This is a genomic window from Lysinibacillus sp. FSL P2-0066, from assembly GCF_037969495.1.
GTDB lineage: Bacteria > Bacillota > Bacilli > Bacillales_A > Planococcaceae > Lysinibacillus > Lysinibacillus boronitolerans.
This window is the reverse complement of sequence record NZ_CP150202.1, coordinates 2089995-2105222: the sequence shown is the minus strand read 5'-3', so window position 1 is coordinate 2105222 and position 15228 is coordinate 2089995. Positions and strand designations below refer to the sequence as shown.

Annotated in this window: 10 protein-coding genes and 2 riboswitches; of the genes, 1 reads left to right on the top strand and 9 read right to left on the bottom strand. The window is 40.0% G+C overall.

Going from position 1 to position 15228, the window contains the following annotated elements; translation table 11 throughout:
- Positions 1-291: 291 nt before the first annotated feature.
- From MKZ14_RS10405 to MKZ14_RS10395, 3 genes are all read right to left on the bottom strand, one after another.
- Positions 292-2280 (bottom strand): S9 family peptidase, encoded by a 1989-nt coding sequence (locus MKZ14_RS10405; protein ID WP_339280911.1) that lies wholly within the window; start codon positions 2278-2280, stop codon positions 292-294.
- A 71-nt stretch (positions 2281-2351) separates the two neighbouring features.
- Positions 2352-3029, bottom strand: a complete 678-nt coding sequence (locus MKZ14_RS10400) for a precorrin-3B methylase (protein ID WP_339280910.1) — start codon at positions 3027-3029, stop codon at positions 2352-2354.
- A gap of 51 nt (positions 3030-3080) precedes the next feature.
- Positions 3081-4073: an ABC transporter substrate-binding protein gene (locus tag MKZ14_RS10395; protein WP_036080627.1), complete on the bottom strand. Its 993-nt coding sequence runs from the start codon at positions 4071-4073 to the stop codon at positions 3081-3083.
- Positions 4074-4235: 162 nt separating this feature from the next.
- Positions 4236-4423: riboswitch (cobalamin riboswitch) on the bottom strand.
- A 182-nt stretch (positions 4424-4605) separates the two neighbouring features.
- Here MKZ14_RS10395 and MKZ14_RS10390 point away from each other — a divergent pair.
- Positions 4606-6543, top strand: a complete 1938-nt coding sequence (locus MKZ14_RS10390) for a translation factor GTPase family protein (protein WP_339280909.1) — start codon at positions 4606-4608, stop codon at positions 6541-6543.
- A 231-nt stretch (positions 6544-6774) separates the two neighbouring features.
- Here the strand turns inward: MKZ14_RS10390 and MKZ14_RS10385 are convergent, their stop codons facing one another.
- The 6 genes from MKZ14_RS10385 to MKZ14_RS10360 form a co-directional block, all read right to left on the bottom strand.
- Positions 6775-7530, bottom strand: a complete 756-nt coding sequence (locus MKZ14_RS10385; protein ID WP_333006300.1) for a hypothetical protein — start codon at positions 7528-7530, stop codon at positions 6775-6777.
- 225 nt (positions 7531-7755) lie between these two features.
- Positions 7756-7940, bottom strand: a riboswitch (cobalamin riboswitch).
- Between the two features lie 121 nt (positions 7941-8061).
- Positions 8062-11256 carry a hypothetical protein gene (locus tag MKZ14_RS10380; RefSeq protein ID WP_333006299.1) on the bottom strand — a complete coding sequence of 1065 codons (3195 nt, stop codon included), beginning with the start codon at positions 11254-11256 and terminating at the stop codon, positions 8062-8064.
- Complete coding sequence (locus MKZ14_RS10375) at positions 11253-11921, bottom strand: hypothetical protein (RefSeq protein WP_205447477.1); 669 nt, start codon at positions 11919-11921, stop codon at positions 11253-11255. Before MKZ14_RS10375 ends, MKZ14_RS10380 begins: the two co-directional genes overlap by 4 nt.
- Positions 11875-13284, bottom strand: a complete 1410-nt coding sequence (locus MKZ14_RS10370) for a hypothetical protein (RefSeq protein WP_333006298.1) — start codon at positions 13282-13284, stop codon at positions 11875-11877. Before MKZ14_RS10370 ends, MKZ14_RS10375 begins: the two co-directional genes overlap by 47 nt.
- Positions 13266-14471 carry a DUF2399 domain-containing protein gene (locus MKZ14_RS10365; protein ID WP_333006297.1) on the bottom strand — a complete coding sequence of 402 codons (1206 nt, stop codon included), beginning with the start codon at positions 14469-14471 and terminating at the stop codon, positions 13266-13268. Before MKZ14_RS10365 ends, MKZ14_RS10370 begins: the two co-directional genes overlap by 19 nt.
- A 153-nt stretch (positions 14472-14624) precedes the next feature.
- Positions 14625-15005, bottom strand: coding sequence for a PH domain-containing protein (locus MKZ14_RS10360; RefSeq protein ID WP_339280908.1), 381 nt, complete (start codon positions 15003-15005; stop codon positions 14625-14627).
- Positions 15006-15228 lie beyond the last annotated feature (223 nt).

Below are 15228 nucleotides of genomic sequence, written 5' to 3'. Positions count from 1 at the left end.
GTTGTGATTCTTTTTTTATGGGGCGGAGAGGCTTCCACCAAATAATGAACATAAGGTAGATAAACCTGAAAAAAGGTTTATTCCTGAGGGCGCACTTAAAAATTGCTTTAGTTGGTACTATTCCTACATTAAATAACGAAAAAAATGCATTTCGAAACCATTTCATTCGATGATTTCAGTAAAGATTTCCGCAAATTTTGATGCTGTCAGGATACGCCAAAGAGCTTTTTCAAAAGACGTCCTATATAGTAAAAGTGACCTAAGAAGAAATCCTCTTCTTAGGCCACCCGATTATAGATATTTCACAAACCAATCACGAATATATTCAAGTCGATTAATTCGCAATGTGGGCTTGCCGCTTCTTGACAGTTCATGGTTCGCCTCAGGGAAACGCACGAATTTTGTTTCTTTTTTACGATACTTTAAGGCAATAAACAATTGCTCTGCCTGCTCAATTGGACATCGATAGTCTTTTTCACCATGTAAAATCAATAATGGTGTCTCCACTTTGTCTACATACTTCAGCGGTGAATGATGCCATAGCTTCTCAATATCATCGAGTCCTGCTTGAATTTGCCAGTCTGTAAAGTAATAGCCGATATCACTGACACCAGCAAAGCTAATCCAGTTCGAAATGGAGCGCTGCGTCACAGCTGCTTTAAAGCGATTTGTATGGCCCACAATCCAGTTGGTCATAAAACCACCGTAGCTTCCACCAGTTACACCTAGACGATCTTGATCAATAAAATCATAGTGCTCGAGAGCGTAGTCTACCGCTGCCATTAGGTCCGCATAATCATTACCACCGTAATCACCACGTACTGCATCCACAAATTTTTGACCATAGCCATGACTACCACGCGGATTAGTATAAAGCACTGCAAAGCCTTGTGCAGCAAGGATTTGGAATTCATTAAAGTAGGTATTACCATACATTGCATGCGGACCACCATGGATTTCAAGAATGAGAGGATATTTCTTCCCTGCTTCATAGCCAACTGGCTTCATAATCCAGCCATTGACCTTCCAGCCTTCTGCACCTTCAAATTCGATACTCTCTGGAACAGCTAATGTTTTGGTTTTTAAAAAATCTTCATTAATGGACGTCAACTGTTCTTTGTCACCTGTTTTTAGGTTCACATAAAACAGATCGCCTGGATTGGTCGTTGTGCTAATAGCCGCAATAGCCTGATCATTTTGCGCATCAAGTGAGAAGCCATAGACATATTGATCATCATGGATAGCTGGGTAAATTTCGCCATCTACATTTCCGTAATAAATCGCCGCATTGCCGTGATCTGTGACTTGGAAGTAGAAGCTATGATTATCATTCATCCATTGCACACGTGGTGACGCTACACCTTGCAGGAAATCACCGATGACATAATCACCAACAGGCGCATCAAATTCACTTGTTACACAGTTTAGTAGTTTTTGCTCCATGTCATAAATCCAAAGCTTTGCTTGTGTGGCATTTTCAAATTCACGTTCTCCACCTACAAAAGAAAGGTAGCGACTATTCGGAGACCAAGCCGTTTGGTAATATGCACCCGAACCTTCTGTTAGCTTGTGACTCTGTTTAGATTCTAAATCCAATAAATAGATATCCACATTGAATGAGAAATCTAAATCCTCCGCCTTATCTGCTAAGTACGTAAGGTATTTGCCATCTGGCGACCAAGTACTCAGATGGAAGTACTCTTTACCTTCTGTCACTTGCTCTAGCTCTCCTGATTCCACATTGACAATGGCAATATGGGTAAACTGCTCCATATCAATAAATCCACCAGCATCCGATTTGTGTTTCATTTTCTCGATTTCTAGTGGCTTTAGCTCTTTATCCTTTTTCTTCTCATCCTCCGCTTTATCTAGGATGGTTTCATCTTTCCCTAGCACGACTGAAAAAGCAATTTTCTTGCCGCATGGTGACCAGACAGGGGATGTCGCTCCATTTTTACAATGTGTCACCTGTTTTGCCTCTCCACCAGCTTTCGAAAGAACATAAATTTGCGACTTACCTGTTCTCGTTGACAAAAATGCAATTTGACTGCCATCTGGTGACCAAACAGGGGAACTCGTTCTATCTTCACCAAATGTCCATTGCTGTGGTGTTTTGTCCTTCAAGTTTATGTAAAACAAATTCGATATATAGTCGTTTTTCTTCTCGTCCATACGTGTCTCTACATAAACTACCTCTGTCCCATCTGGTGAAAGCTGTGGATCTGCTACTGATTTTAAGTGATAAAGATCTTCTGGTTGAATCCCTTGTTTCGATGTCATGTTCTTGCTCCTTTGTATTGTAATATTCTGTGCCTTACTACAATACTTCGACACCCTAAGTAATATTCCTGCTATTTAATCGAATTTTTTACTAGTTCCCAATATTCTGCGGACTTTGTTCTGCGATAAAATTTATAAAAGGGTTCATTTGGGCGAGCATGCTCCTTATAAAGGTTTATCAGGTGCAGGAAAACATCTTCAATTTGTGTGACGTCTACCCTCTTAGCGAATAAATTGCCAGCCTGTGCCTTTGCTCCCATCGGTACTGCTCCTAAATAGACATCAAAGCTTTCTTGTTGGTAAACGAGCCCAATATCATCATAGACTGCATTGTAGCAAGCTGATGCACAGCCATTAATATTGACACGGACTCTTGCAGGTACCGTCATCCCCACCATGGCATGATAGAGCTGTTCGGTTATCGGGGCAGCCTCCATTTTCTCACCATCACAAAAATCACAGGCCCTCATGGCAATGATAGGACCTGAGGGCACAACATAAAGACCCGCTTCCTGTAAGGCTTGTATCGCTTCTGACGCATCACTTGTTGGAATGGATACGAGAATACTGTAGGAGGCCGAATACTTTATTGCTCCCTTTTCGCCTGCAATTTCGGCTATTTTTTGAAATTGCGCAGGCGTATAATGCTTATTGATAATGCCGGGGCTGACTGCAAGACGTGTGAATTCACCATGACGGTTTAATGTTTCAAAAGTTTGATCTGGTACATTTTTTTGAAATGCGTTCATTTTTATCGCTCCTTATAAAAAAGGAGCTAGCAAAACGCTAGCTCGAATGGATTAAAAGTTTTCAGGATAGAAGCCCTTTGCTAAAATTTCAATCGCCTCTGCCGCACGAACCCCTTCAGACGCTGCTGAAAGTGGTAGAATAACAAAGCGCTCATTTTTAACAGCTTCCATCTCCTTCAATGCTGGATCATTTTTTAAGAATTGGATCTTTTGTTCTGCTGTTGTTTCACCGTAATCAATTACGACAACTACCTCTGGATTGCGGTCCACTGCATCTTCCTTCGACACAGTTGTCCAGCCTGATTCCACATCACCAAAGATATTTTGTCCACCCGCGATTGTCACTAGCTCATTCATAAAGTTTTGACCCGCTGTAAATACATCCTTTTCACCGCTATCAAACACAAGAATCCGTAATTTTTCGCTATCTTTTGGTAATTTAGCTTGTACTGCCTCTACATCTTTCGTCATCTGCTCAATTAAAGCTTCACCACGATCCTCAATACGGAAAATCTTCGCGATATTACGAATATCGGTAAAAATATCCTCTAATGTTGGCTTTGTCATGTTGGAAGCCGTATGTAAATACGTATGAATGCCTAATTCTTCAAGCTCTTCTGGTGTGCCAACACCCTTTTCCCCGAAGCCACTTTTCCAGCCCGCATATAGGAAATCTGCCTCGGCATCAATGACTTGCTCCTTCGTTGGGTATTGATCGGAAAGGACAGGGACTTTATCGTATGCCTCTTGCAGTGGCTCGTAAATTTTATCATCCAAGTAAGCCGTCCCTACCATAGAATCCTCTAAGCCAAGCGCTAGCATGATTTCTGTTACATGTTGATTTAAGCTAATCGCTTTTGTCGGTGCTTCCTTATATGTTTGTGTTGTGTCATTATTTTCAATGGTTACTTCTGCTGCTGCCTCGGATGGCTCAACCTTTTCACCTTGTGCTGCTGATTCTGTTTTGTCCTTTGCGTTACAAGCCCCTAAAACAGCGACCAAGGCAATGATTATCATCAGCCAGATACTTTTCCATTTCTTCATGTCCTTTTCTCCTTTGTTGTTAAAATATAGAAAGAAATCAGAGACTTCTTTACTACCCAGGTGGTTGGAAGGGCATAAAAAAACCCTCTTGTCGCCAAGAGAGTAGCATAGTGAAATAACGGTATCATTACCTATATCACTATCCCCATCCTCGTGGTTCTTAGTCAAAAAATACATATTGGCAGGTATCCTGGCTTAGGTTCATCATCTATACGCCTTCCCATAGTTTCACTACAGTGGCATGCTGTATAGACTCCCCATTTACAGTTGCGGGACAGCATCGGAATTGCACCGATTTCCCTTTTAAGCAAATGACAAATGCCATTTGCACCAATACGTTCTATAATGTTCAATACTATTGATAGACTAGCAGAAGAAAATTTATCGCGCAATCAGTAGTATGATGCTAATAGTATAATCATCATTATATTAGCACTATTTCGACATAAAGACGAACTATTTTACAAGAAATAAAGGAGCTAGTATTCTGTTACAATAAAAAGATAGCAATCTATAGAAACGAGGATTTCCTATGTACAAAACAATCGGTGTACTTGCGCATGTGGATGCAGGGAAAACGACCTTCTCTGAGCAAGTACTTTTTCATACAAATAGTATTCAAGCCCGTGGTCGAGTCGATCATCAGGATACCTTTCTTGATCATCATGAGCTAGAGCGTAGACGAGGCATTACAATATTTGCTGAGCAGGGGCGCATGAGCATTGGCGACGATACATACACATTGATTGATACGCCAGGGCATGTCGATTTCTCCCCTGAGATGGAGCGTGCCATTCGAGTAATGGATTATGCCATTATTATCATTAGCGCTGTCGAAGGGATACAAGGCCATACAGAAACAGTGTGGCAACTTTTACGTCAATACCATGTTCCTACCTTTTTCTTTATTAATAAGATTGATCGTGAAGGTGCCAATGTGGAGGCTGTCATGAGTCAGCTTCACAAAGATTGCTCTCAGCATGTGTTGTTCATCGATGAACCGCTGCGAGCAGACTATGTATCAAATAGCATCATGGAATGGCTGGCGGAGCGCGATGAAAAATTGCTTGATGCCTTTCTAAATGAGTCATTGGAGCATGAACAGTGTCTTGCTCAATTAAAGGAAATGATTAAAAATGAAGGTGCCTTCCCTTGCTTTGCTGGCTCGGCCTTAAAGGATGAGGGCATTCAGGAATTTCTTGACCAGCTCCCGCTGTTAACGGCTTCCCATTTTGACAAGGATGCCCCGTTTGAGGGCGAGGTTTTTAAGATTCGTCATGATGGGCACCAGCGTTTAACCTTTATGAAGGCAACCAAGGGCTCGTTGCATGTACGAGATGAATTTTCATTTGACGAAGTAACAGAAAAAGTGACCGAAATTCGCCTTTATAACGGCAGTCGCTTTGAGACCGTTCAACAGGTAGAGGCAGGAGAAATTTTCGCTGTCAAAGGACTGAGCCAGGCAAACATTGGGGATCGAATCGGTACAACGATGCTATCACAGCCCTATGAGCTTGTCCCAACCTTACAGGCAAAGGTTCAATATGAGGGTGATCAACATATCAAGGAAGTGCTACAGATTTTCCGTTTACTCGAAGCAGAAGAACCGTCCTTGCGTGTGGTCTGGCAGGAAAAATTTCAGGAAATCCATGTGCATATTATGGGTGCCATTCAATTGGAGGTCCTGACAGAGGTATTAATGACGCGTTTTTCAATAGCTGTCTCCTTTGGTGAGCCGCAAATTTTATATATGGAAACCATTGCGACAACCGTAACGGGCTATGGTCATTTCGAGCCCCTCAAGCATTATGCAGAAGTTCATTTATTAATGGAGCCAAATCCACGTGGAACAGGTAATACCTTCAGCAATGCCTGTCATGCCGATCATTTATCCATAGGCAATCAGCGCCTTGTTGAAAAGCACCTGTTTGAGCGTGACCATCATGGGCTACTGACAGGCTTCCCTGTAACAGATATTCATTTTACACTTCTAACAGGTCGCGGGCACAACGAGCATACATCAGGGGGAGATTTCCGTGAAGCCAGTTTCCGTGCTCTGCGCCAGGGGCTGGAGCAGGCACAAAATGTACTACTAGAACCCTATTATCGCTTTAAAATGAAGGCTTCAAACGACTATATCGGCCGTATGATGACTGATATTCAGCAAGCAGCAGGCACATTCGATGACCCGATTTTATCTGAAACGGATGTTATCCTAACAGGTCGTGCGCCTGTTGCCACTTTAATGAGCTACAGTGCAACCTTTGCCGCCTATACAAATGGGAAGGGTGCACTCACACTCCAATTTGATGGCTATGATGTGTGCCATAATACAGAGGAGGTGATTGCACAGATTGGCTATGATAAAAATGCCGACCCTGAGTATAGTTCCTCCAGTATCTTTTGTGCAAAGGGCAAAGGATATACGGTTCCGTGGCAAGAAGCACAGGCAGCCATGCACTGCCTGTAAAATGGGGTGATTTGGTTCGCGTGAAGGCTTTGCTTGCTTTCGCGGGTATTCATCGCTCGAGCGCGGGTATTTCACTTGCTTCCGCGAGTATTAGTCGCTCTAGCGCGGGTATTTCACTTGCTTCCGCGGGTATTCATCGCTCTAGCGCGGGTATTTCTTGGTTGGGCGTAAATATATCTCTACCCTGCAATAAAATGATTACAAGCCCTCCAAAAATGGAGGGCTTGTTTTTTATAGTGCACCGACAGCTTTCTTTGTTGGTTTGTCCATCAAATAAGCGGGTTCCACTACCACGTAGTCATGCTTGTTCGTAAAATCAATCAGTACCTTTCCTGGTCGACTTTTTAATAGTTGGAGATGGTCAATTAATTGCAGTAAAAGCTCGTGACCGTTGCCACGTGGATGCCAGTTGAAATGATAATCATTTAACGCTTGCACCGCTTCAATAAATTGGGCATATTCCTGCTGCACAAATGCAATGAGTTTGTCATGATGAGATGCTAAATCATATAAATATGTTTCGTAAAAGCGCATGACAATCGAGCATAATAAGTCATTGACACGAGCGGCACTTAAAACAGGCTTTGGCTCCAATGATAGACGGTCGAGGTTGGGCTTTGCGCGTGTAGAATCAATGCGCGTAATTAAGTGATACGCTTCTCCGTTGACCTCATAGACAATCGGATTGGTCGGCATGTACATCATAAAACTATTCGTCTTTGTTTTGAGTTCATCTGCTATGGCTGCTTTCGCTAAAAGATGACCGTCCACATCCCCATTTTGTATCCAAATAATTTCTTTATTATATAAGATTTGCTCAAAGAAGCGATCGTTGCGTATCAGCTTCGTTGCTAATAATTGATCGATTAGCGATTCGACCACCATTCTTGTTTTTGCTTTCTTGGCAACTTCTGTGCGTGGTTGCTTACAAATGTTCAGATCTTCATAAGGCGTTTCCAACGTTGTCGTTCCATGAATATTTGTCATACGTGCATCCCCTTTGCGTACATATTTTCAAAACAAAAAGGACTCCCTACTTTTGAGGAAATCCTTCATTTTATCTTCTTTCATCACACAATGCCAAACAAACCCTAAGTATGTGTGAACGAGTTCGATTGTGAACCCTTTCATTTACTATGGGCGTTTGACGTACTGTGACGAACAGAGCATTCTGTTTTGTCAACATGCCACCTCCTATTCCTCGTAGGTTTATGGTGTGTACTCGTAACAGGCAGGTATCCTGACTCATGGTCATTGCTTCTTTTCTCCTTCCCATCATTTGACAGTGGATACTGAAAAGTCGCTCACATTTACAGTTGCGGGACAGTGTCGGATTCGCACCGACTTCCCTTTTAAGCAAATTGCACGCAATTTACACCTATTACTACACGCTATTCAGTTGGTAAGGAAACGAGAGTACCTCGTATTCCTATTAAAGTATTAAATTAATTGTAAAGGAGTGCCATTTAGAAGTCAATTCTTGCTCGTTTAAACACTATTTCATTCATCGAAATGGTCCTACACCTTTTGGAAACCAACAATCCTACTTTGTGGAATAGATGAATTATGTTCAATGATAAATACCTTGGAAAAATGGTCGTAATAGGTTTTATCATGAGCTTTTGGAGATAAAATAATTAACTTTCGATTTAACTCTTTTGCATATAAATGAAATACTTTGTCCTTGCGTTCATCATCTAGTGCGCTATCAAATTCATCAAGTACGATATAGCTTGGGGCAATCGAGAGGTTTTGCAATAAAGCTAAGGCAAAGAGGAGCGAGCTTAACGATTCCTCCCCTCCTGAGACACCTTTACCTACTTTGCCATTTCGTGCTTTTAAGCTAACATCCTCCATAGTACCCTGATGACCGATTTTACGAGCTTTCACATAAAGCAAGTATTTAATGCGCCCTGCCTTCTCTTCTATTCTTTCTTTTTCGATATGTCCCTCAAAATGAAAAATATCCATATACTTTTGGAACAACATATTAATCTTTGTTAAATACATATTAATGGTCGTTTCTAGTTTATCTTCTAAATCTGCTGCAAAACCCGCATTTTGCTCAAGAAGTATTTCAGCACTTGCTAATTCTGCATTTTTACGCTCAAAATCTTCTTTCATTTTTTCAAAATTTACTTCAGCATGAATATTGACCTTTTCTAGGCGTGCCGCTTCGAATGCTGCAGCTTTTTCTGCATTACCATGAATTAACCTTGCCTCAGACCATTTAATGGAGATGGATTCATCAACAACACATGCTTCGACAGGTAAAATATGCTCTAATTCCTGTAGTTTTATTACTAGACTTGCTTGGCTAGCCTCTAATTGTTCGATTTTTTCTTGCGCTCTCGCTGTACGTAGCCGACAGTTTGTTAGATTACTATTTATTAATTCAAGCTCTGATTCATGATTTTGTATTAGTAATTTTAGTTGACGTTTATCATTGGACAGCTCCTCCAATTGCTCTGTCCATTGCTGATGCTCTCTTTTGGAATCATTAATGGTTTTGCGTAATTCTTTTAATGTTTGTTCCATTTGCTGTAACTGGACTTGTTGCTCTGCCACTGCCCCTAGCTCCTCATAAATGCGGCATTCCTTCTCTAGCAATTGCAGCTCTTGAAAATGTGCTGCCTGATGTTTTCTAACTGTTTCCCGCTGTGCTTCCATTTCCACTTGCTCATCATAAATTGCTAACAATTGCTCTGTTAAAGCTTTCAGTTGACTTTCATAGGCATGCAGTTCGCTTTCCTTCAATAGCGTACTTTCAGCCTGTTGAATTTTTCGCAAGTCTCCATGCAATTGGTTAATTTGCTTGATATTATGATCATACTGAGCATTTAACTGTACTTGACGCTCTTGCAGGTTGTTTAAGTTACTCGCCTGGTCTTGTAAGGTTTGTTGAATAGCTGCATCACTTAGAATAAATTGCAGTTGTTCCTGTGCGCCTCTAGCACCACGTTCATCTATAAGCGTACCTGCCTCAATTCGAGGCGTCGAAGTGAAAAATTGCTCGATCCACCACAATGCTTTATTGGCATAGTTTTGTAGTTGCTCAGATAGTCCGCTACGCATTTGTAATCCTAAATGAGGGATATTGTCAATCATACGATTCGGTATAAGCTGCTTTAATGAAACATAATACAAATCATTCAGTGGCTTATAGCTCACCGCATTATAAAAAATAGCGTATTTAATCGCTTCAATACTTGACTCTAACTTTAAAGGCGCACTTGGTGTCAACGAAATTAAATCACGTAATGTATATGCCTCTATACCTTGTCTATGCAAGTCTTCTAGTCCTTGTTGTTGACGAGCAGATCTTACTTTATTTTGTTGTAGCTGCTGGATGATTTTCTGCTTCTCTTGGATGGCGGAAGATAATAACTGTTTTTCCTTTAAAAATTGATGTTGCTGGAGATTTGCAGCATCTAGTTGACTTAAAATAAAACGGCTACTTTGATATAAATGGACGATCTTACGTGCTTCCACTAGATCCTTTTTCAGGTTTTCGAAATGTATCGTCACTCGTGCGCTTTCACTATTCAAAAGTCGTTCGTTATCTCTTAATTGTTGTTCTTTTGTTTTTAGTTGCTTATCTTGCTCTTCAACTTGTTTTAGTAGAATCGCTGTTGCTTTTTGTTTTTCCCAGGTTGTTTGTTCATCGAAACGTAGTCGCTTTGCTTTATCGGAAATTGATTCTAGCTGTGCAGAAAGCTCACTATATCGCCCTAGTAGTGTTTTTTCCTGCTGTACTTCCTCATTTAATAAGGTCTTTGTCTCAATAATTTGTGCTTCAACCTGTTCGCACTCATTCACTACTTGAATTAAATGTTGACCTGTACGCTCCTTTTCGTGCAACAGTAATTTTTGCTTTGTCCCTATTTGTGCTTCTTCTTCCTGCAATTGCTGAAGAATAGCTTGTGTATCAGAGCATTCATTTGAATATTTTTGCAGTAGAACATTTGTATATGTATAATACAGACGACCGTTTTCCAGAATACGTTTTTTATTATTTAAAAAGGCGTTGAGATCATTTTCTGCAATGGTTAGATTATGTTCAGCTGTTTTTACAATGGACGATAAATGGATGATTTCTTGTTTAGCTTCTCTAATTCCTTCTAATGCCGCTTCCCATTCTTTTTGCATATCAGCAATATGAAACATATTACTAAATTGACGAAATCTTTCCTCAGGGTTCATGGCGGCAAATTGGTTCACCTCTTGCTGATACCAAATTAAATGATACAAATCTGGATCAATTTTATATTTAATTTGTAAATCTTCTTTGTAAGCTCCGAAATTCCGTCCTGCTATATTGCCAGAAGTATAAGATGTTATGTTCGTTAACGTATCTTCTGAATCTCCTGTTGTTATACGATACTCTTTTTGCAAGGCACCATTTTTCACAGCTTGTTGTACAATTAATTCAAATGCAATAAATGGCGGCGCATCAATGCGGGTCATGCCTTCATTTTTAAACACTAACGATAATTTCGCATACCATGCTTCATTTGCTTGTAAATTACTCGAGCGTAGCCCTTCAATATCTACTTTTGCAGAATATAATATAGCCCCTATGCAAAACGTTAATGTTGACTTTCCGACACCATTTGGACCTGTTATTAATACATGTTCATCGGCTTCACCTAGTATCACCCTTGTTGGTGGATAGTCACGTACACCCTGTATTTTCAACACGTAAGGAATCATTCTTTGTCCTCCTCCACATGTAAGTTATAACGGTTAAAAAATTTCATCACTTCTTCTTTATTCAACTTTGTTTCTTGTGCAAATTCAACTGTACGACGTAAAAAAGATTCGGAGAATAAATGAACACCTATTGTTGTTAATTGATATGCCTCTTCTGAAGATGCTTCATAATCTTCAACAGCTCCCACCTTTTTTAATTGGTCGATATTACTTTTCATTCTTCTATTAGCATTTAAAGACTCATGGCCAAAATCAACTAAAATTTGATGTACTAATGTAAATTCATGGCCTAATACTTCTTGCTGGTAAAACATATAGAGTAAAATCGCCAATGCTTCACTACTCAATGTAGATTTTGCATTTTTCGCTGTGATTCGCATCATGACAACAACACGATCTCGCCTCTCATCATAAATAATTTTGAAATAGCGATTTAAAGCTCCATTTACACGGTCTATAAAGGATTGCAAAGCATTGTCGTCATTTTTTATACCTAATAATTTTTCTAACTCCTTCCGACGCAAACCATAATTCGCTCCCTTAATAGAGGCAGATGATGAAAACAGTAATTGCATAAAAGCCAATTCTTCCTCTGTCGTTAAATAGCCTTTTAGATGATCAATCATCGCTAAAGAGCTTATATATGGTATATCGTTTGTCGTCATCATTAATCCACTCCCATTCTTTTTCAAAGTTTGCCGTCTCCGCTTTAGGTGACCTGTCTATTTTTTTACTGCTCGTTAAAGCAGAAACAGCGAGCATTGATAAAACGGCATCATGCCATTTGTTCGAGCTAGCTTGCACGATTAATTCCTCTATTTCACTCTCTCCATGGTCATCTAAGTAACTTTCTATTTTCGTTGTATCGATTTGGGCCTTTGTCATTTGCCAAGCAGCTTGATCAAACATTTCTTCAATGGAATCTCCCACCATTTCTACTTCTCTGTATTCTGGCTCCTCCCGGTCAATGATATCGCCCTCACGTTTTGGCTCATAGGTGGCTAAATAATGGATAGCATCATTAATATCTTGATGTCCTATAGGTGCAGCAAACTTTACCGGCATCCACATGCCATCAAATGTTTCTTCTTCATATTGATTTTGTTCCATAAAGCTAAAGATATCATGTGCTGTCGGGATATTACTATGCAAGGGTGGGTTATACATCGCCAAGATGAAATTTCGTATTTTTTCAGGGGAAATAGCCTCTTCCATCGGTGTTAATTGCATCGTAACGAAACGCACATATTTAGTTAATACGCTTAAACTTAATGTTGTGCCCTTTGTAATGGCTGCCGTTCCACGGTGCATCAAGTCACTCATTACAAGACTTTCCTCTATCGTTTGGAATTGTGCTAAACGCTCCGTCATTTTTTCCTCTAGCCCCAACATTAACTGATTGATTTTTTCTAGTTGTGGCAAGGCATTGCGATCAGCCAAAAATTCAAGCTGTCTATTTTCTAATTGCTCAACGGCTTGCTCTACATTATAAATCATCGACGCAATTTTATTTCCACCTGAAATGCCTTTATCATCATAGGCTGCACTAATTTCTGCATCACGTCTTGCCTGAAATAGTGAACGGCCAATATCATCTTGTAAATAATAAGCAAGTGCATCATTTCCCATACGAATTAAGCCATCCATCATACGCTTGCCTCTGTCCATTAATTTAATTTGCCGCGTCTGCTTTACAACCCAATTATTGCGTTCTAAAATATGGAGCACACGTTGAATGTACTGAAGCGTCGGTGGCTCAGAGTCATTCTCATATGTATGGCGGTAGCGATAATAAAGCGTATCTTCATGATCAATCGGATCTCCAATACCTAAAGATGCCGTATTTAATAATTGAATAATATTTAAAAAGCGGATAATTTCCATTGGTGAATCATACATTTTTTCCGTGCTTAAGTCTTTTAAGACAGCTGACAGAGAAGCTAAATCTCGCATTGATTTCATAAATTCAGCTGAAAAATAATCACTGTGAAAAATCGAAATGGGTGCATTTACATCCACATTTTCCATTCGTTCACTCCTCCCAATTGTTGCTCTTGCTCATGACGATTTTCATGCTGAAGCCACTGCTCGTAAGTTTCAATATCCGTAAAAATTTGCGAATCTCGTCCAATAATTTTAAAGGGACAAGGAAGAAGCTGAATAGCTTTTTTAGCAATCGTTAGTCCTGCCTCATCATAATCCGTCCAAATCAGTACTTGTTGTATGGAACTTTTAAGCAACTGTTTGATAAATTGCTTATGAGCGGATCGAATTTGCCCATCCAAACAAAGCACAAATGAATGGCTTTCTCGTAGAAATTCACTTTCCGTTGCCATACGTGTTAAAATAGCCCTATTTTCCACAAGCCATAGTGTCGTGTTGGAAGTTGTAAATGTCGTTTGTAACACTGTATTATCTGTTGTTGCATGAACTGCACCAAGATGATAGGAGGCTAGCTCTGACTGTGCATGTCCAGTAAAATAGATTGGCACGATCTTCCCTGAGCTTACAAGGCCATAAGACGGGGCATCAATGCCTAATTGTGCGAGATGGGCTAAAAATTCCTCTCGCTCCTGATCAAACATTTTCGAACCACCAATTCGATCTTCATATGTCGCACCTATTTCTTTAAAATCAAATAAGTCTTTTTGCTGAGCAAGCTGGTACATAGCAATACAAAACTGCATAAACTTTAATTGCTTTACACGACTCCAATAACGAGGCATTGCTTCCGCTGACAGTGCATGTAGAAACAGTGGCGACATTTGTAGGTCATCCGCTTGCTTTCGTAACTGTTCTAGTTGAAGCTCATATTGCTGTTGTTCTTTACTTTTACGATATTTAAGAGCAAACAGATAGACGGGACCCATCCGATAGACATCATCTTTGATACTTATACCATCTACATGATAACGAATCTCTCGTATTATCCACCCTTCCTGGAGCCAGTCCTGAATCGTTTCAAATGGTTCATTTAATAGGCGATTTACTTTGGGTGAAAATTTATATTTCACAAGCTCTTGTGGAATAGTTGTCTTCCAAATTGGCTGCTTTGCTACTTTGATTTGGGCAACCTTTTTGTAAATACGTGCGGACCTTCTTACAATCGTTACTGTTTGAATAGGCCCTTGGTATTCAACCTTCTCAATTTTTTCACCTGCCCTCAAAACAACTTCGTTTAAAAATTCAATTGAGGTCTTTTCTTCATATTCCACACTATAGATTCCCCTTTATCTCTTCAAGAGACTATTTATTGCTTTATTATACTATGTTGGAAAGGGTATTACTTAATCGAATTAACGAAGTGCTAGTCCTCTACAACAAAAAAAGCCACACATAAATGCGGGCTTTCATAACCTATTGAATCCTCACGTCCCCAATACATACCGCGCTAAGACACTTTGCACCTTATAAATATTTGTCGCCTTATTGAAGTTTTTTTGAATCGGTAATGGACTGCCAGACACCCATATTTTGAGCTCTGCATCTAAATCAAATGTCCCAGCTGTCTCTACTGAAAAATGAACGATATTTTTATAGGGAATGGAATGATACTCCGTTTTCTTGCCAGTCACTCCTTGCTTATCAATGAGGATCAATCGCTTATTGGTAAAAATAAACGTATCTCTAATAATTTTATAGGCATTCTTGACTGTCTCGTTTGGAATTAATAAATCCTTTACTTCCTGCTGTAATTTTTCTAAATTCACCTCACTTGCATTGCCGATCAATCCATCAAATAAGCCCACTATCTGTCCCCTTTCGCTCTCGTTTATTTAATGTATTACAAACGTACAAGAGCTACGACAAAAAATGATGGTTTCATTTAGACTAAAGGACTCCTTTTACTTTACCTTGCTCGAACACCTTTTGTATGTCAGTGTATGATGGCATTGCGTAATATCATCTTGCAAATTTCACGCTCTGGCACCCCGTTGGCTCAGGCAACTTGGACATAATAGCTATATTCTC